The 21679-nt window shown below is 59.1% G+C and carries 18 protein-coding genes; 12 read left to right on the forward strand and 6 right to left on the reverse strand.

Annotated features, from left to right (window positions below; genetic code table 11):
* Positions 1–72: 72 nt before the first annotated feature.
* The 6 genes from serB (at position 73) to WG939_RS08350 (ending at position 5333) form a co-directional block, all read left to right on the forward strand.
* Positions 73–1296 (forward strand): phosphoserine phosphatase SerB, encoded by a 1224-nt coding sequence (gene serB, locus WG939_RS08325; protein WP_339984656.1) that lies wholly within the window; start codon positions 73–75, stop codon positions 1294–1296.
* Positions 1274–2020, forward strand: a complete 747-nt coding sequence (locus WG939_RS08330) for an aminoacyl-tRNA hydrolase (protein ID WP_339984658.1) — start codon at positions 1274–1276, stop codon at positions 2018–2020. Before serB ends, WG939_RS08330 begins: the two co-directional genes overlap by 23 nt.
* A 3-nt stretch (positions 2021–2023) precedes the next feature.
* Positions 2024–2755, forward strand: a complete 732-nt coding sequence (locus WG939_RS08335) for a YwiC-like family protein (RefSeq protein ID WP_339984660.1) — start codon at positions 2024–2026, stop codon at positions 2753–2755.
* A gap of 61 nt (positions 2756–2816) precedes the next feature.
* On the forward strand, positions 2817–3608 hold the full coding sequence (locus WG939_RS08340) for a hypothetical protein (RefSeq protein WP_339984662.1): 792 nt from the start codon (positions 2817–2819) through the stop codon (positions 3606–3608).
* A gap of 164 nt (positions 3609–3772) precedes the next feature.
* A complete protein-coding gene (locus WG939_RS08345; protein WP_339984663.1) occupies positions 3773–4594 on the forward strand; it encodes a hypothetical protein in 822 nt (273 codons plus the stop codon).
* Between the two features lie 34 nt (positions 4595–4628).
* Positions 4629–5333 carry a hypothetical protein gene (locus WG939_RS08350; protein ID WP_339984665.1) on the forward strand — a complete coding sequence of 235 codons (705 nt, stop codon included), beginning with the start codon at positions 4629–4631 and terminating at the stop codon, positions 5331–5333.
* On the opposite strand, the gene WG939_RS08355 is transcribed toward WG939_RS08350, so the two are convergent.
* The 3 genes from WG939_RS08355 to WG939_RS08365 form a co-directional block, all read right to left on the reverse strand.
* Positions 5250–6656 carry a class I adenylate-forming enzyme family protein gene (locus WG939_RS08355; RefSeq protein ID WP_339984667.1) on the reverse strand — a complete coding sequence of 469 codons (1407 nt, stop codon included), beginning with the start codon at positions 6654–6656 and terminating at the stop codon, positions 5250–5252. The two genes, WG939_RS08350 and WG939_RS08355, sit on opposite strands and share 84 nt — an antisense overlap.
* Complete coding sequence (locus WG939_RS08360; RefSeq protein ID WP_339984669.1) at positions 6653–8617, reverse strand: ATP-dependent DNA helicase; 1965 nt, start codon at positions 8615–8617, stop codon at positions 6653–6655. Before WG939_RS08360 ends, WG939_RS08355 begins: the two co-directional genes overlap by 4 nt.
* A gap of 146 nt (positions 8618–8763) precedes the next feature.
* On the reverse strand, positions 8764–10332 hold the full coding sequence (locus tag WG939_RS08365; RefSeq protein WP_339984671.1) for a hypothetical protein: 1569 nt from the start codon (positions 10330–10332) through the stop codon (positions 8764–8766).
* A 264-nt stretch (positions 10333–10596) separates the two neighbouring features.
* On the opposite strand from WG939_RS08365, the gene WG939_RS08370 reads away from it, so the two are divergent.
* The 4 genes from WG939_RS08370 (at position 10597) to WG939_RS08385 (ending at position 18095) form a co-directional block, all read left to right on the forward strand.
* Positions 10597–12435, forward strand: coding sequence for a dynamin family protein (locus WG939_RS08370; protein ID WP_339984673.1), 1839 nt, complete (start codon positions 10597–10599; stop codon positions 12433–12435).
* 2 nt (positions 12436–12437) lie between these two features.
* A complete protein-coding gene (locus tag WG939_RS08375) occupies positions 12438–13901 on the forward strand; it encodes a GTPase (protein ID WP_339984675.1) in 1464 nt (487 codons plus the stop codon).
* 95 nt (positions 13902–13996) lie between these two features.
* The gene (locus WG939_RS08380) at positions 13997–16006 is read left to right on the forward strand and encodes an Hsp70 family protein (RefSeq protein ID WP_339984677.1); all 2010 of its coding nucleotides are present in this window, start codon (positions 13997–13999) and stop codon (positions 16004–16006) included.
* A gap of 280 nt (positions 16007–16286) precedes the next feature.
* Positions 16287–18095, forward strand: a complete 1809-nt coding sequence (locus WG939_RS08385) for an Hsp70 family protein (RefSeq protein ID WP_339984679.1) — start codon at positions 16287–16289, stop codon at positions 18093–18095.
* Between the two features lie 156 nt (positions 18096–18251).
* Here WG939_RS08385 and WG939_RS08390 read toward each other — a convergent pair whose 3' ends face one another.
* The 3 genes from WG939_RS08390 to WG939_RS08400 form a co-directional block, all read right to left on the reverse strand.
* Positions 18252–18824: an RNA polymerase sigma factor gene (locus WG939_RS08390; RefSeq protein WP_339984681.1), complete on the reverse strand. Its 573-nt coding sequence runs from the start codon at positions 18822–18824 to the stop codon at positions 18252–18254.
* 3 nt (positions 18825–18827) lie between these two features.
* Entirely contained in the window at positions 18828–19193 is a 366-nt protein-coding gene (locus WG939_RS08395; protein ID WP_339984683.1) for a hypothetical protein, read from the reverse strand.
* Between the two features lie 137 nt (positions 19194–19330).
* Complete coding sequence (locus WG939_RS08400) at positions 19331–20674, reverse strand: nicotinate phosphoribosyltransferase (protein ID WP_339984685.1); 1344 nt, start codon at positions 20672–20674, stop codon at positions 19331–19333.
* Positions 20675–20818: 144 nt separating this feature from the next.
* Between WG939_RS08400 and clpS the strand changes: the two genes are divergently transcribed.
* A complete protein-coding gene (clpS, locus tag WG939_RS08405; protein WP_339985231.1) occupies positions 20819–21127 on the forward strand; it encodes an ATP-dependent Clp protease adapter ClpS in 309 nt (102 codons plus the stop codon).
* 5 nt (positions 21128–21132) lie between these two features.
* Entirely contained in the window at positions 21133–21678 is a 546-nt protein-coding gene (locus tag WG939_RS08410) for a DUF2017 domain-containing protein (RefSeq protein WP_339984687.1), read from the forward strand.
* Position 21679: the final 1 nt, after the last annotated feature.

Consider the following 21679-nt stretch of genomic DNA (forward strand, 5'->3'; position numbering starts at 1 on the left):
CCCCCATTCGGCTCTAAGCCGGTGGGGGTGCTTCATTTGTGCTCCTAGTGTCCGCTGGGGACAATAGTGCACATGACGTCCTGCGAACCATTCAACGCACTACTCCCGGAGCTCGTTCCAGTTCTCATCACCATCTCCGGCGAAGACCAAGCTGGGCTGTCAGCTTCCGTGTTCCGCGTCCTCGCCGCACACGAGGCGCAGCTCGTCGACATCGAACAATCAGTATTCCGAGGGCGCGTATCACTTGCAGCCTTCGTAGGACTGAAGGAGGGGCGCGTCGCCAAGGTCGAGGAAGGCTTGCGTGAGACGCTCAAAGTGCGAGGTGCACGCGTGGGCGTCGAGAAGCTAACCGCCATCCCGGAGCCTCGGCACCATTCCACCCACGTCATCGCACTGCTCGGAGCGACAGTTACTGCCGAGCATGTCCACCGCGTTGGCCAAACCTTGGCTGACTACGGGGCAAACATTGAGGCCTACCGGGGGCTAACTGACTACCCAATCACCGCGATTGAGCTTGACGTCTCGGTGTCGAACCCACATCCTGGTGGTGGAGTCCCACTGCGCCGTGCGCTTGCCCAGGTCTCACATGACTTAGGCATCGATATTGCCATTGACCGTGCAGGGCTGGAGCGACGCGCAAAGCGACTCATCTGTTTCGACTGCGACTCCACGCTGATCACGCAGGAAGTCATTGAGATGCTCGCTGCTTATGCCGGTAAGGAAGCGGAAGTCGCCGCAGTTACAGAGCGGGCAATGCGAGGTGAACTTGATTTTGAGGAATCGCTCCGCGAGCGCGTCGCCACCCTGGCAGGCTTGGATGAGAGCGTGATCCGGAATGTGGCCAAGGACCTGCAGCTCACCCCTGGTGTGCGTACCACGCTGAAGGCATTGCAGAAGCTTGGTTTCAAGACGGCTGTTGTTTCTGGTGGCTTCATTCAGGTTCTGGAAGATCTTGCTGCGGAGCTTGAGCTCGATTATGTGCGTGCAAATACGCTTGAGATCGTGGACGGAAAACTCACCGGTCGCGTAATCGGTAAGGTGGTTGATCGTAAGGCAAAGGAAGATTTCTTGCGAGAATTTGCGGCGGATTCCGGCCTGGACATGCGAAACACAGTGGCGGTCGGCGACGGCGCCAACGACATCGACATGATCTCGGCCGCGGGCCTCGGCATCGCATTCAACGCTAAGCCAGCGCTCCGAAACGTTGCAGATACCTCCGTGAATTCTCCGTTTATGGACGAGATTCTGTACATGTTGGGATTGAACAAGCTTGATGTTGAACGAGCAGTTCACTGAGGAATTCGCAGTAGCGCACACCCGCCTCAAGAAAGTCTTCGATCCGGGACGGGGCGGTGAGAACCCCGAGGATCCAATAACGGTGCAGGCCATGCCGATCGTCTTGGAGATCCCCAAAAGCACCCTGCCACAGCGTACCGAACTGCTGGAAGCTGCAGCTAGGGCGGTGGCCGCCACCTGCCTCGATCCTCGGGCAGGCCAAGACACCGCCTATGCCGAGGCGCTGGGTTCCTGGTACGGCGCGCGGATTCGTAAGGTGGCCCGGCGTGCACGTAATGCGGCATGGGAGCGCGTGCAAACTCTCCCCGGCGTGACGGTGGAGCAGGGAAGTGCCCGCGCTCGGGCTTTTGTGCCTTCCCCTGTTCATTTGACTGATCCACTGATCGGCAAGCTGCAAATCGGCGGGACTGATCTGCCAATTGACGAGCCGGGGGAGGTGGTTCCAGAAATACCGCTGATCGGGGTGGATGAGTCCCTAGGGATGAGCGTCGGCAAGGCTGCAGCCCAGGTGGGGCACGCATCCATGCTGCTCGCTGCGCACATGCCGCTCGACTGGTGCCATAGGTGGGCCGAGCACGGTTTCGTGCTGCAAGTTCGTCATCTGGCCGCCGATGACTTCAGCGAATGGTCCGGAAGGGCGTCCGCTGTCCCGGTTCGCGATGCCGGTTACACCGAGGTCGCCCCCGGATCGATGACGGTGTTCGCCGATGCGAACGGGTTCTAAACGATGAGTAAGGGATGGGTTCCAGATCAACACGGCGCGTGGGTCATGGTCACCGTGCCACTGCTCCTCGGAGTGTGGCTAGCTGGGCCACAACTGCTTCATCTTCCGCTCGCGATCGCCTGGTACGCGGGTTACTTCGCCTTCTTCGACGTGAGTTGGTGGCTTCGCGCCCGTGGCAAGCGCAAGCGGGACTACATTCCTGCGCTGGCTACCTACGGAAGCTTGTGCGCATTGGCGGCGATCGTGGTTATTGTGGCGCAGCCCCGCGTGCTGTGGTGGGCTGCGGTGTTCGGCCCGCTCATCGCCATCGCGGTCTACGAGGCTTATCGACGCCGCCCTCGCTCGCTTGCTTCCGGCATTTCCACTGTGTTGGCATCTGCTGCCATGACATCGCTGGCGAGCTTTGTGTTGGGAACGCCAATGACAGAGTTAACGCTGCGCGCAACGGCGCTGCTGGCGCTGTACTTTGTCGGCACCATTTTCTACGTGAAGTCGCTCATTAGGGAGCGTCGAAATCCGAAGTTCAGCCAGCTTTCCGCGCTGGTGCACGCTGTTTTCTGCGCTTGTGCGTTTTGTCTTTCCCCATGGGCCGGTCTGGTGTTTGTGGCGTTGACAGTGCGGGCCTGGCTGATGCCATGGTTGGGGCGAAAACGAGACAAGCCATGGACCCCAAAGTTCGTGGGAATGACCGAAATGCTGTCCACTGCGCTTGTTGTTGTGACAGCTGTGATCTAAGTCAATTACAGATACAATGAGATTGTCATATTTAATCCAGGAATAAGGGCGTGAGCGAGCGATGACGTACGGGCAGGATCCATCAGCTTTTGATGCTGGCTATCACCAGAATTATGGCAACTATGCAAATGCTGCACCGGGGCCTCAACCTCTTCCACCTGGAAAGTTCGATGCTATTCGCTCCCTGGAACAAGGCTGGCGGATCTTTGCTGAAAAACCCGGAGGCTGGATTGGCTCGGCGGCGGTTTACATGGGTATCTTCTTCGTCGGCTATTTGGCCAGCTACTTTTCGCTGATCTTCATCTTTACGAGCAGGATTGACGAAGAAACCGGCGAGTTCGACGGCAGCAATATGTCGTGGGGAATCATCGCCGCACTCGCAGCGGTGCTGGTCATCTCGATCATCGCCGCTCTGATATGGGAGTTAGTTACGGTCCGTGAGGCCGTGTATGCGGTCGGCGGGAAGAAGCCTGAATTCAAGGACTTCTTTACCTTCCGCAGGTGTGGCGTGCTGTTCCTGATGCTCATCGTGGTCGGTCTGCTGGCTACTTTGGGTATGTTTGCGCTCATCATCGGCATGTTTGTTGTGGCCTTCTTCTTTATGTTTGCCATGTTTGCCATCGTGTTCGAGGACATGAGCATCGGCAGCGCTTTGAAGACTTCCTACACTGTGGCAAAGGAAAACGTCGGGCAAACGCTGCTGTTGTGGTTGCTGACATCCATCATTAATGGCATTGGTGGTTCGTTTATCTTTGGTGTGCTGCTCACGGGGCCACTGTGCTACATCGCGATCGCGCACGCCTACATGACTGCTACAGGACGACCGGTAAGTGAGCGCAGGGCGCGCAGTTAGCGCGGAACACTCGTAACAGGCGATCACCGTTGGTGATCGCCTTTTCTTGCGCCCCGATATTGATAGATCAACAGTATGGATAAATATACTTTTCCCATGCGAACGAGGGCCCAGTTAGGTACTCTGTCAAGGTCCAATGTTCATGTTAGAAAGGCACAAAAGTCGTGACTAACCCGTTTGGTTCGCCGGGGCAATACCCGCAAGGCGATCAAAATGCCTACCAACAAAACCCGTATGGGCAGCCACAGAATCAGGGATACCAACAGGGCTACCAGCAGCAGGGCTACCAGCAGTTCCAGCCACAGAATCCTTATGCCTTTGACGCCATGAACTCCATGACCCAGGGCTGGCGGGTTTTCAAGGAAAATCCAATGCCGTGGATCGTTGGCGCGCTGGTGTGGGGCGGAATTGGATTTGTCATCTTTATCATCGGTTACATTCCGCTGATTATGGCTCTTGTTGAATCTTCCCAAACGTACAGCGATGAATTCCCACTTGGGGCGTTCATGATTTTCATGATGTTCGCGCTCGTCGCAGTTGCGGCATGGTCGGTTGGTTACGCGGTCATGTCCAAGGTTTCCGTGAAGGCTGTCGCTGGTTCTCCGGTGACGGTGGGGGACTTCTTCCAATTCCAGGGAGTGGGCAAGGTCATTGGCGTTGCAATTCTGGTGCAGCTTGTCGTCCAAGTAGGTAACTTCTTCCTAGTTGCCGGCATCGTGGCGAGCTTCCTGTTCTACTTCGCGATTGTTGCTGCAGCCGCTCGCCCAAACGACGACATCATGGCTGCTTTCAAGATTTCTTTTGAAATCGCCACCAAGAACTTCGTGCAGACGCTGTTGCTGATGATTCTGGCTTCGATCGTCATGATGGTCGGTAGCTTCGTCCTGCTTATCGGCATGGTCGCTGCGTTCCCGGTGATGATCATTGGCCTAACGCACGCATTCCAAACTGCTACTAAGGGACCAGTCCAGAACCGTGCACAGTAACGCGCCCCAGCGCCCTTTTGAAGCGGCGATCCAAATGGTTTCTCGCAATGCGGCGTCCGTTGTTTCGGCTACCGCATTGTGGGGTCTTGCTTACATAGTGCTATTCGCGGCCTACTTTGGTCTGCTGTTCTACTTAGATGAAGTTGCGCAGCTTTCCCAAAGCGAGCTCAACAAGGTCGCCCCCTTCGCGGTCGGCGCCTTGGTGCTGGGGATCGCGCTCATCTCTACCGCGTACCTGGGTATTTTCCATGCTCGAGCAGCGGAAATGTTGGATGGTAGGCCTGTTACTTTTGCAGGTTGTTTCAACCCACGGGGCGCATGTGCTCCAGCCTGCGCGTACCTGATCTCCAAATCTCTCGCGCTTGGGCCATTTTTTGCGTTTGGCATTTACTCCGGCGTGAAGCAGGTGGAACCAAGCTTGACCTGGGCAATAGCAGCTATGGTCGTGACGCTGTGGACGCTCATCGTCGCTTACCTGACGATGTTTGCCACCGCTGCCGCTACCTCTCGCGGAGTTGCCGGTGGCTTCACGGCGTCCCTCGCCCTCACGACCACCCGGGCAGGGGAGACCTGGAAAACCATTGGCGTCGTTTTCCTCACACGCTTGGTGGAGAACGTCATTTTGGTCCTGGCCTACCTGCTAACCGCGCCCTTCCTATCCTTCGCCATGGTGGCGAAGTTTAGGCAGCTCACGGCGCAGAATCTTCCCGGCAGCGGAACGGGGAATCGCCTCTACTAGGTGCACAGCCCGGACTTTTTCAAAGCCGGGCACCCTAGCTGCCACGAATCCCATGACCTCGGCTGGGGAAACATTTCCCACCACATAGGCCTCCGGCTGTTCCTCGCCCAGCTCGTCGATGCCGCGCGTCACCGCAGCATCGCGTACGCCTGGCATCTCCATGATGAGCTGCTCCAACTTCACCGGCGACACCTGAAAACCGTGGTACTTGATCATGTCTTTCAGACGATCGACCACGGTAAACGAGCCGTCCGGATTCTCCCGCACCATATCGCCGGTGCGCACCCAGCCGTCGACAAGCGTGCGGGCGGTGGCGGCCGGGTCACCGAGGTAGCCCTGCATCGTCTGCGGCCCACGCACCCACATTTCGCCCTCGGTTGCGGGGTCGAGCGTTTCGGGGTCGCGCACGCTTATCGACGTCCCAGGCAGCGGATGCCCGATCGAGGCAATATCCGTGCCGTCTTTCCACGCTAGGTGAGTAACCGGCGCGGTCTCCGTGAGGCCGAAACCTTGCCTGACCTTCACGTTCAATCGGTCTTGGACTCGGATTGCCAGGGCCGGGTCGAGTGGTGCGGCCCCGGAAATGATGGTGTGAAGTGCGTGGAAGTCAGCCGGTTGCACTGCAGGGGAATCGGCGAGTAACCGCGCGAGAGGCGGTGCGATGAACGTGAGTCCGACCTGTTCCTCGGGGTGGACCGAGATGAATCGTCCGGCTTCAAAGTTTTCCGCCACGATGCGTGCCCGCAGGTAAAGCGGGACGTTGAGTAGAGCGGTGAGTCCGTAGATGTGGCTGAAGGGGAGCATCGACAGGCAAGTTTCCCCAGCCGTCAGCGGTAGCACTTCGGCGAACTGTGTCACGTTCGATGCTAGCGCACGGTGGGGCAGCATCACGGCCTTCGGTGTTCCGGTGGTGCCCGAAGAAAACGGCAAACACGCGAGCTGTTCCGGCTCGATGTCAGGCGATGGGGACACCAGCGAGCCACGAGGTTTCATCCACATGGAGAGGTTTTCCTCGGTGATCAGGAGCTTGGCGCCCACAACAGTGAGCAGTCCGGACAGCTCCTCGCCCTTCACATGCAGTGGCAGCGGGGTAGCAACCGCGCCGATCTTCAGCACTGCGTGGAAGCAGGCCGCGAAATCGATGCCATTGCCTAGTTGGATGCCCACCACGTGGCGAGGTCCGATGCCGTGGCTTGAGAGCTGCGCCGCGATGTCGTCGATAAGCTCGGCCAGCGCAGGGTAGGTGATGCGTCGCTCGCCGGTGATCATGGCGGTGGTCTCAGGTAGATTGCCACCGAAAATAGTTGAGTAAAGGTCGCTCACTGTGCCACCAGTCGCTTGAGAGCTGCCTTTGCGGTAGCTGAATCCGTCGTCTCCCAGAACCGTGGCATGGATCGGCGGAGGAAAGATCCGTATCGTTTGGTCACTAGTCGATTATCCAGCACTGCAACTACGCCTCGGTCGGTGACATGGCGGAGCAATCGCCCCGCGCCCTGGGCCATGAGCAAAGCAGCATGCGTGGCCGCCACCTCCATGAAACCATTGCGTCCCTCAGCGTCTGCCGCTTCTTTTCGGGCCTGCAACAGTGGATCATCCGGGCGCGGGAACGGGATGCGGTCAATGATGACGAGCGAACACGCACTGCCCGGAACGTCCACGCCCTGCCACAGCGTGAGCGTGCCGAACAAACAGGAGTTCTCGTCGGCTGCAAACTTTGCGACGAGCGCGCCAGTTGAATCCTCACCCTGGCAGTAGACATCGAATGGCAAACGCTTTCGCATCTGCTCGGTCACCTGCTCGGCCGCGCGCCGGGAGGAGAACAACCCCAGCGTTCGGCCACCCGCAGCCATGATGAGCTCGTAAATCTCGTCCATCGTTTCCTGGGTGACACCGTCGCGACCTGGATCAGGAAGGTGCTGCGCCGTGTACAAAATGCCCGACTTTGCAGGATCAAACGGAGTACCAGCATCGAGGCTGTCCCAGGTTCCCTTGGCCAGGCCCCAGCTGGCAGCCATGGCATCAAAATTGCCACCGATTGTCAGCGTTGCCGAGGCGAGAATCACGGTGTTTTCCGCGAACAACCTGCTGTGGAGCAAACCTGCCACGGAGAGGGGAGCGACGCGCAAGATATTGCCACGGCGCCCCTCTTTGCTCAGCCACACCACGTCGGTGTGTTGGGCTGGATCAGACTGGGCAAACACTTCCAGAATGCGGATGATGGCGTCGTGAATGTCAGTCAGGTGATTAGCAAGTGACTGGCGTTCGGCGTAGCGCTCCGGCTGATTCGAGGCCTCGCCATCCGGCGCACGAGAAATCGTTTCGCGGAGGGACCACAGTGCATCCTTCAGAGCAATCAACGTGTGCTGAGCGGGCTCAGGCATCGATTTCCAGCGGCCTTCTGGAGCGATGTCGAAGACGTCGTCAAGCTCCTTGGCTAGCTCGGTAACCTTTTCCTCGCGCCCCTCGGCACCCAACTTCCCGGCGCGCTTGGCAGTGAGGTTGAGGGAGGCGACCGATATTTCGTTGCTGGCCACCGCGGTGATGCGGCCGTCGAGCTCGTGGGCTTCGTCGATGATGACGATGTCGTGTTCCGGCAGGATATTGATGTCCGCGAGCGCGTCGATCGCGAGCAGCGCGTGGTTAGTCACGATGACATCCACGTCTTTGGTTGCTTGCCGGGCCTTTTCCGCGAAGCAGTCTTCGCCATGCGGGCAGCGGGGCGCGCCCAAACATTCACGCGCTGAGACGCTGAGTTGGCGCCATGCCAGGTCGGGTACGCCGGGTTCGAGGTGGTCTCGGTCGCCGGTTTCCGTCTCCCCGGCCCAATCGTGCAGTCGCTTGATGTGGGCTCCGAGCCACGACAGGTCTTCTTCCTCGATGAGGGCCTGGTCATCCAATGCCGCTGACTGCGCCACCTTATTCAGACAGAGGTAGTTTTGGCGACCCTTCATGATGGCGAACGTGGGTTTCTTAGCCAACAGCGGTTCCAGCGCCTCGGCAAGCCGTGGCAGGTCTCGCTCGACGAGCTGCCTTTGCAGCGCAATCGTTGCCGTTGACACCACCACGGTGGAGCCCGTTTCCTGCGCGTGCCGAATGGCAGGGACCAGGTAGGCCAGCGACTTACCGGTGCCCGTGCCGGCTTGCACCGCGAGGTGCCGCTCCTGCTCCATCGCGCGAGTAACGGCGTCAGCCATCGCTGCTTGGCCTTCTCGACGCGTTCCGCCTAGCGCCGCCACCGCGGCAGCAAGCAATTCACCAGTTGAGGGCGCAGAAGTGTCAGACATTGGGTCTTTCTCTTTAAAAGGCGGCTGGAAGCTTCCCATTCACTTTAGCTTTAAGCGGTCCGTAGTGGTGCCTTGCTTTTGTTGCGTAGGGAAATGCAAAAGGCCGACCCCACATGTCGTGGGAGTCGGCCGTTTTGCGTTGGTGGTTAAGCCATGTCGGTTGCGCCGTCCATGGAGCCTGCACCGGTGTTCATGTCGATGTCGATGGTTGGGGCGAGGTCAGAGGTGACATCCTGGTAGGAGTCGTAGACCAGGTCGTCGTTGGTGTCGAAGCCCTGGACGTCTGCGTAGCCGTCGAAGTCCTCGTCAGCGAGCAGGGTGTCGGTCATGCCGTCGTGGTCGGTGTCGGTGTGCTGCTCGTCGATGCGACCGTCGTAGTTGCCGTCGACGTAGACGGTGTCGGTTGTGCCGTCAGCGTTGGAGTCGTACTCGATGACGTCAGCCTTGCCGTCAGCGTTGGTGTCGGAGATGAGGGAGTCGTTGTAGCCGTCGCCGTCCAGGTCGATCACGTTGCCACCAGCGGTGTTGGTTGCTGCAGCTGGAGCGTTCTCGGTGCTTGGGGCTGCTGCTGCAGGTGCCTCGGAGGCTGGTGCCTCTGGAGCTGGAGCTGGAGCTGCGGCTGGTGCGCCGGTGCCGCCAGCAGCAACATCGTTGACGTTGTCGCCGAGCAGGTTGCCGAGGGCTTCCTGAGCTGGGGTCATGGTGTCGCCGGAGGTGTAGTCAGCGGTGCCGTCAGCGTTGGTGTCGTGGTGGTAGACACCACCGGTGCCGTCAGCGTGGTCGGTGTGAACGCTGTCTACCTTGCCGTCGCCATCGCGGTCGTAGGCGCGAACATCGTGGTAGCCGTCGCCATCGGTGTCGATGCGGACGCCGTCGATCTTGCCGTCGTTGTCCTGGTCAATTGCTTCGCGGTTGCCGCCAGCTGCCGCTGGAGCGTCAGCTGCTGGAGCCTCAGGAGCTGGTGCCTCGGAAGCTGGTGCTTCCTGAGCAGGTGCCTCGGAAGCTGCAGCGTTAGGAGCAGCTGCTGCACCCGCGCCTGCACCTGCAGCGCCGGCGCCGGCTGCTGCGGATGGAGCTACGTCGGAAGCCTGTGGCTCGGAGTTGCCACCGAGGCCCTTTTCAAAGGCCTGCTTGCCGAGGTTCTCCTGGATACCGGACATCTGGCCCTGGCCGTTGGTGCTGTCGATGATGCCGTCTTCGTTGTGATCGTACTGGTCAACGTCGGTCTTGCCGTCGCCGTCGGTGTCGTAGGACACTGCGTCGACCTTGCCGTCTTCGTTGAAGTCGCGGATCTTGGTGTCGGTGACGCCGTCGCCATCGGTGTCGATCTCGATCTTGTCGACGCGGTTGTTGTCGTCGATGTCTTCTACGTGGGTGTCGATCAGACCGTCGTTGTTAGCGTCCACGGAGACTCGGTCCATGGAGCCGTCCTTGTCGTTGTCAACCATGACGGTGTCGGTGATGCCGTCCTTGTCGAAGTCCATGTCCATGCGGTCGACGCGGCCGTCTTCGTTGGAGTCGGTAACGGTGCCGTCTACGCGACCATCGTTGTCCATGTCCACCTGGAAGGTGTCCTGCTTGCCGTCGAAGTCTGCGTCCTGTGCGCCGAGGATGTCAGCGTAAGCCTTGTTGCCGTTAGCGTCGGTGTACTCGAACTTGTTTGGAACACCGTTCTCGGTGTTGGACTCTGCAGCGTTCTTGTTGTAATCAGACATTGGTTTTACCTTTCTGTGTTGATGGTCATTGCCATCGGTGTTGGGATTAGTATCGTTCAGGACTTCGTTTCTGTCCTGTCGTTTATGGAATGCAGCAACTCTCGAATATGTTCCGCGGGGGTAGATAATGCGTATTATTTCCTGAATTACGGGCTATAAAACGTGCGTTGAACGTGTATTTCAGCAACAATGTAGGAATCGCCCGAACGGGGGTACTTCCTTCCGGGAGTACCACATTTGATACGTAGGATAAGTGAACTTAGAGTGACTGCACCGGTAAATCAGACCAGGCAGCGTGGGCCGAAGGAATCTGTGGTCCGAGCTGCTGAAATCGCGCGCAAGTACGGACGTACGGGCCCAGCTGATCATGCAGTGACCCTCATGGATGCGAAATTTCGTGCGGGCACCGTCGTCGTTGTTGGTGAGATCAAGCGAGGAAAATCCTCTCTCGTTAATGCGTTGGTGGGGCAGCGGAACCTGCTTCCGGTCGACGTTTTGATGTGTACCTCCGCCCCCATCCGTGTACTTGCCCGCACGGAATGGGAAGACGAGCCACGCTGCCAACTGGTTCGTGGCGATCACAAAGATGATATTCCGGTCGCTGACCTGCCGAAGTGGGTGACGCACCAGTCGATCCAGCAGATTGATAGCGCTGAATCGACTGAAGAGGCAGCCAAGCTACTGCCAACCGCCGCGGAAATCACCGTTGGGTTTGGCGGGCTGGGCAACGTCACCGTCATTGACACCCCAGGTGTGGGCGGCCTCGACGAGCACGCGATCACCGCGGCTCTCACTGAGGCTCGCCAGGCTGGCGTGCTGCTGATGGTGTGTGATGCTTCCACTCCAATTACCTCGCCGGAAATGGACATCCTGCGTCGTGCCCGCGAGACAGTTGGCTCCGTCATCGTGGCCGTCACCAAAACGGATAAGAATATCCGCAGGTGGCGCTCCATTGTCGACGACAACCGTCGCCTCATCACCCAGCACCTCGGCCTCGAAATCCCGGTGGTTGGTGTCTCCAGCCTCCGCGCCCTAGATGCCATGGAAGAAACTGACCCCGAGCGCCGCGCGCTTATCGACGCCCGATCCGGCATGGCTGACCTGCGCAAATGCATTCGCCAAGCACTTGCCTCCTCAACGGGCATTGGCCTGACCAGCGCCCTCGACACGATGCGCATCACCATGATGGGCATCAAGAAGGACATTGCGCAGGATATTGAACTGAACTCGGCAACGTCGGATGCCGTCGCCAAGCTTGAGGAAGAGCGCGCCCGACTGGAGCGCTTCCGCGATGACACCAGCGAGTGGGAGCAGCTTTTCCAGCGCGACATTTCCCTGGCTAGGAATGAGATTTCCGGCAAGCTCGACCGTGATCTGGAACAGCTGCGCATCAACTGGACCGACCGAGTTAATGCCGACGGTATGCGTGTGCTTCGCAGCAAGCCACAGGTATTCACCAGTCAGATTGAAATCGAACTCAGGAAGATCCTGGAAGACAGTGTGGCTGCGATTTTGACGCACGTTGAACGAAGCTGTCGCGATCTGCTGCAAGATGACCTCTCTACCCGCGAGGTGATGGGCAGCATCATGGCGTCGCTGATGCCGGCGGAGATCGTTAATAGGGAAGTGGACAAGAAGTCTAAGGATCTGGTCGATCCCGCGGTGCTCACCATGGGTGTCATGGGTGCGGGACTGGTCGGCTTTGTGGGACTGAGTACCGTCGCCCTGGCAGGACCCGTCTTTGGCGGCGTGTGGGTCGGCGTGAACCTGGCTTACCGCGCCATGCGTAATGGCAAGCAGCACCTGATCACGTGGATTAGGGAAATGCAGGCGACCACCCGTTCCTCCGCGATGCGCATGATCGACCAGATCATCACCAACGCCCGCACCGAAATCATGCTGCGCCACCGCTCGAATCTGCGCACCAAGCAGCGTGAAATTCAGAGCAAGATCGAGGAAGCGCGCCGAATTGCGCAGGAATCTGAAACGGAGCGCAAACAGCGCGTGATGCGCCTGCAAAAGAATCACGACATCGTCTCCGCGACAATCCGAGAACTTGAAATGCAGAAACAGGCTGTTCAGGCCCAGGTGAAGGGACAGTAACAATGACCATGAACCAGACTGTTGATACGTCACGTGATGCTTCGATTGCTGCGCTGACGACCCTGCTAACCCAAGCCACTGACGCGCTGGCCCAAGGTGGACCCGACCTCGCGGAACATGCCACTGAGCTGCGGAAAATGGTGTCTCGTCCGCCACGCGTGGCCATCGTCGGCCGCCTGAAGTCCGGCAAATCCACGCTGGTCAACGCACTGACACAGCACGACATTGCGGCCACAGGCACTCTGGAATGCACCATGGCCGTGAGCATGTACTTTGACGGCGCACCGGCCCGCGCCGAAGTTCGTCGCATGGACGGTCAAGTCGAGCGTATCCCGCTCAGCAACGGCCCACTCAAGGACCTGGGAATGCCCCTCGATCAGGTCGACCACATCGAGCAGTTTCTGCCGAACGCCCAGCTCAGGCGACTGTCCCTCATTGACACTCCTGGCACGGCAACCCTGACCGTCGAAAATGAGGCGCGCACCCGCCGCGTCCTCGTCGATGGCCAACAAGACACCAAGCGCGCCAGCTCCTGGGCGGACTCGCTGGTGTTCCTTTCCGATTCCGCTCCTCGCGAAGACGAAAAGCGTTTCCTTTCGCAACTGGGAATGACGCCACTGACCTCGATCGGTCTGCTTTCGCGCGCCGATTCCTTCGGCGAAGGCGCGTTCGGGCATCGCGACCCTCTCGACTACGCGCGCGAACACGCCATGGCGATCGCCGGCGAACTGAAGAACTCTGTTTCTCAGGTGCTGCCACTTTCTGGATTGATGGCGGAATCTGCGCTGGTCGGACGCGTCACCGGCGAGGTTGCGCGCACCCTCGCGATGCTTGCCCCGCTCGGCCGCGAGCAGCTTCTCGACGTCATCGAGCTGCCGGATCCTTCCGTCATTGTTCCTGGTTTTACTGCACAGATGCGCGACATGCTGCTCGATACGGTAGGCGAGTACGGCATCATCGCTGGCCGTGACATCGCAGCCCGCCAAGGGGCTGTCGGCCTGATGCAGTGGATGGTCGAGCGCTCGGGCATCAACCGCTTGACGGAAGTGCTGACCGGAGAGATTAGCTACTTCGCAGTGCTGCAGCGAGCGGTCCGCATGCTTGATTTCCTCGATGAATTGGCCGGAAGCGTTGCCAACAAGGATCACGTGCGTTGGGTGCAGTCGGTTACCCTTGCGCAGCCGGGCATGCACTTCGTGATGTTGTACCGCAGCTACCGAAATACTTACGCCGCTACCCCTGATTCCAATCTGCTCATGCCACTGCGTTCCGCAATTGCGGCCCGCACGGCAGCGGAAGTGGTGGACCTTCCGCCACAAACACCACCTGAGCAGGTGAAAATGGAACTCCAGCGGCGGCTCGGAGAGATGCAGAACATGGCCATGGGACTGCTTTCTGCAGCTGAAGACGAGGCGCGCGAACGACTTGTTGTGGCCTATCAGGCGGCGCTGAAGGCTATGAGCTGATTTTTCATTCGCCCTGCCTGCATGAAACAAATGGTTTAGTATCGGTTCGTTAGTCCCTAAAAGAGTAATAATTTCAGGTTTGGAGATGTGAAAGCATGAGCCAAGAGTGGCATTTTGCAATTGACTTTGGCACCAGCAATACCTCAGCTGCTCACACAGCTCCTCTTAATGGTGCAGTGGAAGTTGTGGCGCTCACCCATCGCTCCAATCTGATGCCTTCCGCTGTCTACCTGGAGGACAACGAAGTTCTTGCAGGTGACACCGCACTTCTGCGTGGCCGTCGCGACGCATCCAAACTTTTGCTTTCGCCGAAGCGCTACATCGATCATGACGTGGTTCAGCTCGGTGGACATGATGCCAATACGCAGGAACTGGTAGCGGCAGTTATTTCTGCAGCTCTGGATCGTGCCCGCACCCAGCACGCGGGTACTGAGCCGGCAACCATTACGCTGACCCACCCGGAGGCGTGGTCCGTACACTCCGTCGATCAGCTCAAGCGTTCCGCGGAGAAGGCAGGTGCGAAGCCACACCAAATCCGCACCATTTCCGAGCCACGCGCAGCAGCGATCCACTACGCTGCCCAGCAGAATATTCCTGCAGGTAAGCACGTTGCCGTCTTCGACTTCGGTGGTGGCACGCTTGATATTGCGGTGCTTGAATCGCAGGCAGATGGAAACTTCCGCGTAGTTGCTGCCAAGGGCGATAACTCGCTGGGCGGCCGCACAGTAGACAACCTGATGTTCCGCTGGGTGCTGACCCAGCTGGAACACGATGACCCAGACTTTGCTGACTACGTGCGCACCGCACCGGTGTCCGTCATGCACTCACTCGAAGAAGCGATCCGTGAGTCCAAGGAACTGCTCTCGGATACGTCCTCGGCCACGATTTCCGTGTCCACACCGCAGGGGGAGCGCGACGTACTCATCACCCGCGATGAGTTCAACGGCATCATCCAAGATTCCATTTCCCGCGCCGTCGAGCTGACCCAGGCGGCATTGCAGCAGGCAGGCGTCGACGAGCGCAATACGCCGATCTACATGACCGGTGGCTCCTCCCGCATCCCTTACGTGCAAAACCGTTTGGGTGAAATCGGCACTGTGATGACGCTCGATGACCCGAAGACCGTGGTGTCCCGTGGTGCGCTGCGCGCAACGCTCAGCGGTTTCACCGCAGGTAGCGCCCCAGTTACCGCGGTTAACCCCGCGGTAGGAAACACTGCCCCTGTTGAGGTTCCGGGCAACCCATTCGAGCAGAACCCATATGGCGCTCCTGAGGCACCTGCTGGTGGAAACCCTTATGGCAACGCGCCAGCGAATGACACCAAGGCGTTTGCTTCGCCAATGGGTGGCCAGGCTGCGCCGTCGGCAAGCGGCCCGGTCGCTGCTGGAGCACAGAAGAAGTCCGGCAGCAAGGTCATGTTGTTCTCGCTACTCGGCGTCGTTGTCGTGGGAGCGCTGGTGTCCGTGCTGCTGGTGAACATGCTGGGTGGCAAGGACGACGAACCAACCAACACAGGAGGCACCGAAACGACGGCCTCCTCTGCCACTGCGCCTTCCTCTTCCGCATCCTCCAGCTCTTCGAAGCCAACCTCCAGCGGCAAGCAGCAGCCTGTCTACGACCCAGGCACCACCGACCCGACGAAGAGCGAACGACACATCTTCAACCGCGAACCAAGCACGAAGGACGTGCTGCCAGCAGAGTTCGCGGACAAGATCCGCAGCTGCCTGGACAAGCGCACCGACAAGTTCGGCACCACCTGGGTGGAGGGCACCAACGCGATGCACTACTCCTGCCTGATGGACTACGGCGCGCTCGGCGAGTTTGAGAAGGAGATCGCCTACAACGGCTCCAAGTACATCTTCGTCGGCGCGGACGCAGAGACCGCGTACCAGGACATCCAGAAGAACGAGAAGATCAAGCCACAGAAGATCCAGGATGCCGGCAACGGCAAACCTGAGATCAACATCGGCTACGAGAACCCGCAGGACAACAGCCCAGACTGGATGGTGTACTACCCAGACCAGAAGGTGCTGGTGACCTCCCACACCGGAACCAACTTCCGTGGCAAGGAGAACGACTACCTGAAGTTCTTCGGCTTCATGTAAGAGGTACGTGATGTACAACCCCTACCAGGACGATCTTCAGTTTGGACAGCCACCGCCGCCCGAACCCAAGAAGCGGGGCTGGCTGGGACCACTGCTTGCCTTCCTCGTGTTACTCGCGGGTGGGGTAGCGGTGTGGTTCTTCGTCCTAGGTGGGCAGGTGCCGGGGAACGACACTCCAGCACCAATTGTCACCGAAACCCCGCAATGGAAATGGGAACAAAAGTCGCCCTAGGCGCATTACACAGCTGATATTGACTTACTTACCAAAGGAATCGCTCGCATGAATGACGCTTGGCACCTCGCCATTGACTTTGGCACCAGCAATACTTCGGCCGCACACACTGCGCCTTTGTCGGGAAGCATCGAGGCGGTCGCCCTGACGCACCGCTCGAATTTGCTGCCTTCAGCGGTTTTCTACCACGAGGGCGACGTACTCACCGGTGAAACCGCTCTCATGCAGGGGCGCAAAGACCCAGCAAACCTGATGATGTCGCCGAAGCGCTTCATCGACCACGACAGCGTGCAGCTCGGTGGCCGCGAAGTCGAGCAGCTGGACCTAGTTGCTGCCGTGATCAAGCACGCCGTCGAACAAGCAAAGTCCCAACACTCCGGCACCAATCCGGCAACCGTCACCCTGACTCACCCGGAAGCCTGGTCCGCGCACTCACTCGGCCAGCTGCTGTCCGCGGCTCGTCGCGCCGGGCTTGTCGACGACCAAATCCGCACCATCTCGGAGCCTCGCGCCGCCGCGATCCACTATGCGGCTCAACAGCAGATTCCTGCTGGCAAGCACGTTGCAGTGTTCGACTTCGGTGGCGGCACCCTCGACATTGCCGTGCTGCAGGCACAGCCGGATGGCAACTTCCGCGTGGTGTCCGCCAAGGGTGACAACACCCTGGGTGGTCGCACCGTGGATAACCTGATGTACCGCTGGGTGATCTCCCAGATCGAACTCGACGACCCCGACTTTGCCGACTACATCAAGAAAGCCCCAGCCTCAGTCATGCACTCCCTGGAGTCGAGCGTGCGAGAGGCCAAGGAAGTGCTTTCCGACGCCTCCTCGGCATCCATCACCATTACCACCCCGCAGGGCGAACGCGATCTGCTGCTCACCCGCGAAGAGTTCAACAACATCATCGAGGGCGCTGTCACCCGCGCGGTCGAGCTCACTGCCTCCGCATTGCAACAGGCAGGCGTCCAGGGCTCCGAAACTCCGCTGTACCTCACCGGCGGTTCCTCCCGCATCCCGCACGTCCACAACCGTCTCGCGCAGGTTGGGCAGGTCGAGCGTCTCGACGACCCAAAGACCGTGGTCTCCCGTGGCGCACTGCGCGCGACCCTCAGTGGTTTCACCGCAGGCGCGGACGGTGCCACCACCCACACTGCTCCGCAAGCCAACCCACTGTTCGCAGCCCCAACCTCTGGCGCGAACCCATACACGAACCCACCACAGCAGCCGCAGCAACAGCCACAGGCATCGTCAATGGTCAACATGGCTAAGCTTCCCAAGCCAGGTGGATCCGGCATCAAGAAGTGGGTCATTGGTGGCGCCGCGGGCCTCGTCCTCATTCTTGGCCTTGTCGCCGTGCCAAAGCTAATCGGCGGAAACGACAAGTTTGAAGTCACGCCACAAATGGACGAGGACCACCTGGCTCGCGTTGAACCAGAAACCGCCAACATCATGCCGGCTGCATTCCTGGACAAGGTCTCCGACTGCAACGATCCATCCAAGTCCTACTCCTCCGTCAGCTGGATGAAGGACAAGGAATCCCGCAGCTGCCAATTCGTCAAGGACCTTCCAAACGCTCCGGGCAGCTCCAACTACTACACCAACAACTTCGAAGTGTTCACAGGTGACACCGCAAAGCAGGTCTACGACGCCATGAATGGTTCGGGTGGCAAGATTCGTGAATTCCAGAAGGGCAAGGGCGGAAAGCCGGAGATCGTCGCCGTAGAAAACGACGGCTACACCTCCATCGTTGTCTGGTACAAGAAGGAAAACTACCTGATGGTGTGGGACAACTACGCTAAGCCGACCGACAAAGAAATCAGCGACTGGGCGCAGTACTTCGGCTTCATCAAGAAGTAAGGAAAAACATCCCGTATTTGAGCCAGTTTCTGAGCATTTCCCCAGGTGAGCTTGTCCAAATACGGGAAAGATTTCCCTTGAACTGAAAAACATCCCCCATTTCGACCGTTCCTCCTGGGCAAAACGCCAGGAAAGCCGTCCAAATGAGGGATGTTTTTATGCCTCCGCGACGCCTGCTTCGCGCAGCGCCTCCAGCAACCGGGTGCGCGCCCGGTTGATTCGGCTTTTAACGGTTTGGATTGGGATGCCTTGCTGGTCCGCGATTTCTTGGTAGCTCAGGCCACCGTATTCGCGTAGGACGAGGGATTCGCGGAATTCGTCGGGAAGCTGCGCGAGGGCTTCCTTGACCACGATTGACGCGGTGACCTGCTCGTCGACTGCGGAGCCGGTGGCGACTTCGTCCATGCCGGCTTCGTCGTCGGGGAGTTCGCGGCGCTTGCGGACGATTTGGAGTGCCGCGTTGGAGGCGATGCGGTAGGCCCAGGTGGAGAATTTGGCTTTGCCGTCGAAACGCTGCAGGTTTTGCCAGGCCGCGGTGAGGGCGTTTTGCATGGCGTCTTCGGCGTCGTGGCGGTTGCCGGTGATCGAGAGGCACACGGCCCACATGCGGCCGGAGGCTTCCTTGGCGAGGGCAGCAAAAGCTCGCTCGTCGCCAGCTTGGGCGCGAGCGAGCAGTTCTGCTTGGTTAGGAGTGGTGTCGTCGAATCCTGCGAGGTTAATGTCCGTCATGGCTTATACCCCCGGATCGATGTCGTCGAGGCTGGAGCCGGGGTCTTCGTCGCCTGCGGGAGCGAAGGGATCGTCGTCCTGGTGATCGAAGGCTTCTGGCTCAGCGCTGTCGGGGAGGAAATCATCGTCCAGTGAGTCGTATGGCTCATCGGCGAACATGTCGTCAGCCGATGGCGCATAGTCATCATTCGGGATGAGATCGCCTTCCGGAGCTGGAGTGTTGGGGTCGGTTGCGATGCTCAGCATTGCGTCCAAATCCAAGTCCTCAGGTAGTGCGTCCTGCCCGTACAGCTCCTCCAATGGTGGGAGTACGGGGGTATCTGCGCCGGAATCAGCGAAGTCGGCAGCAAGATCGATGTCGTTACTCATGTGTGTCACCTCCGTTCCACCAGATCAAAGAATGTGCGTTGTTGCGGTTGAACCATCTACCAACAGCTCACCTATCAGTAAGATGCGCCGATTGGGTGAAAGGTTCCCGAAGTTCGCAATTTTTTGAGTGGTGGTGGTTAGAATCCGACGAATCGGGTGGACAGTGCGGGCTCGTCACGAGAAAGTGCCAAGCCTTCCCATGGCAACGACACTAGCTGAGCTGCCAGGTATTCGCGTGATTGGTCGAGTGTCGGCAAGTCGGCGACAGGGTGTCCGTCGCGCATCAGTGGCACAGTCAGTGGCCGAACGTTCAGCGAACCGATCTTCGGAGCTTCAGCGTCGAAAGGCGTGACGATTTCTTCGACCGCGGTGCCCGTGTTGCGGCATGCGCGGAAGCCACGCTTTGCGCCGCCGACAGACTTCTTGCTGGACGAGCGCTTCGCGACGGGGTGGCCGTCGACCTCAACGACCTTGTACACCATGCTTGCGGTTGGTGCGCCGGAGCCGGTGACCACGGAGGTGCCGACGCCATAAATATCGACGGGGTCGCCACGTAGGCCCGCGATCGCGAATTCGTCCAGGTCGCTGGAGACCACGATCTTCGTGTTGTGCGCGCCGAGATCATCCAATTGCTTGCGCACGCGCCTGGTCAGGATGCCGAGGTCACCGGAGTCGATACGGACGCCACCGAGTTCTGGTCCTGCCACTCTAATGGCGGTTTCCACACCCTTTTCAATGTCGAAGGTATCGACCAGCAAGATCGTCCCAACCCCCTGGGAAGCAATCTGGGACTTGAACGCTGCCTCTTCGTTCGGCGTTCCGTCTTCATTGACGTGCACAAGGGTCCACGAGTGTGCTGCGGTGCCGGACACTGGAATTCCATAGCGGTGGCCCGCCTCAAGGTTCGAGGTTGCCTGGAATCCAGCGAGGTAGGCAGCTCGGGAAGCGGTGACCGCCGCGTACTCATGGGTGCGACGAGAGCCCATCTCGATGATCGGGCGACCATCAGCTGCCGTGACCATACGTGCAGCCGCGGATGCAATTGCGGAGTCTGCGTTCATGATGGAGAGGATGACCGTCTCCAAAATCACGCATTCTGCGAAGGTGCCGCGGATGGTCAGGATCGGGGAGTTAGGGAAGTAGAGTTCGCCTTCGCGGTAGCCGTCGATATGCCCGGAGAACTTAAAATTGCGCAGGTAATCCAGGGTCGTCTCGTTGAGAAAATCGAGGCCTTCCAACTGGTCTTCGGTGAAGACATAGTCCTCAACAGCATGAAGGACGCGGGCTGTGCCTGCGACAACTCCGTAGCGTCGTTCATTGGGAAGGCGCCGGGAAAACACTTCGAAGGTGCATTGACGGTGCGCAGTGCCGTCCGCCAGTGCGGCCTCCAACATTGTCAGCTCGTACTTATCGGTGAGCAGGGAAGTCGAGCGATCGGATGGAAGCGAGCTCGGATGCTTGGAAGGTGTTGAAGAGGTCACAATCGCAATCTTAGTGCACTCTTTCCGGGCGGTGGGGCGTGCGGTTTTGCTCGTCCTGGATCTATTGCCTGTAGTTTGCTACCACCACCCGTAACTCCAGCGGATTTTCAGATAGACCTACTAAGCTGGGTACCCATGAACATGATGAGCACCCCGTCGGCGCCCATGGCTACTCCAGAGTTGGAGGAAGCCATTGATGTAGACGTGATGACCAGCGAGAACCTGCCTTGGATGTGCATCGTGTGGGATGACCCGGTCAACCTCATGAGCTACGTAACTTACGTGTTCCAGACTGTCCTGGGCATGAGCCGGAAGCGTGCCACAGAGCTAATGATGCAGGTGCACACTGAGGGTAAAGCCGTGGTGAGTACTGGTGAGCGAGACAAGGTTGAGGGCGACGTGAAGAAGCTCCACACGGCTGGCCTGTGGGCCACGATGCAGCAGGCGGGATAACTGTTATGGATCCGTGGAAAAAGAAGAAGTCCCTGCTCAAGGGTGCTCGATACACCGTTACTTTTGAACCAATGGAGCGGGAAGTCCTGGGCGATATGGCAGCTGCCGTGGCGGAGGTGCTGATTAATCGTTGCCAAACTGCGCCGAAGGATGAGTTGGCAGAGCTCACTGGCATGGCATCGGGACATAAGGAAGCCCCGGCTGATCCTGCTCTTGCCCGCCTGTTGCCTGATTTTGAGATGCAGGGCGATGAGGAGTTTGAGGGGGATAACTCCTTGCTGCGATCCCTGCACGAGAATGATATTTGCCGTGCGAAGCTGGAAAACCTCCAGGTCATCACCAACGCTCTCGGACCCGATGGTGGCGTACATGTGACGGCAACTGAAGCCGAGGTGCACGCTTGGCTCGCTGGACTCAATGACATTCGCCTGTACCTGGCCTCCGGTGAGCTTTCCGGTGCCGAGGGTGAGGCTGAGGATCGGGACATGCTCGTGCAGTGGCTGGCATACAACCAGGAATCGCTGCTCGAAGCCATGATGGGGGAGCTGTAGC

The organism is Corynebacterium sp. H130, assembly GCF_037572395.1.
Classification (GTDB): domain Bacteria; phylum Actinomycetota; class Actinomycetes; order Mycobacteriales; family Mycobacteriaceae; genus Corynebacterium.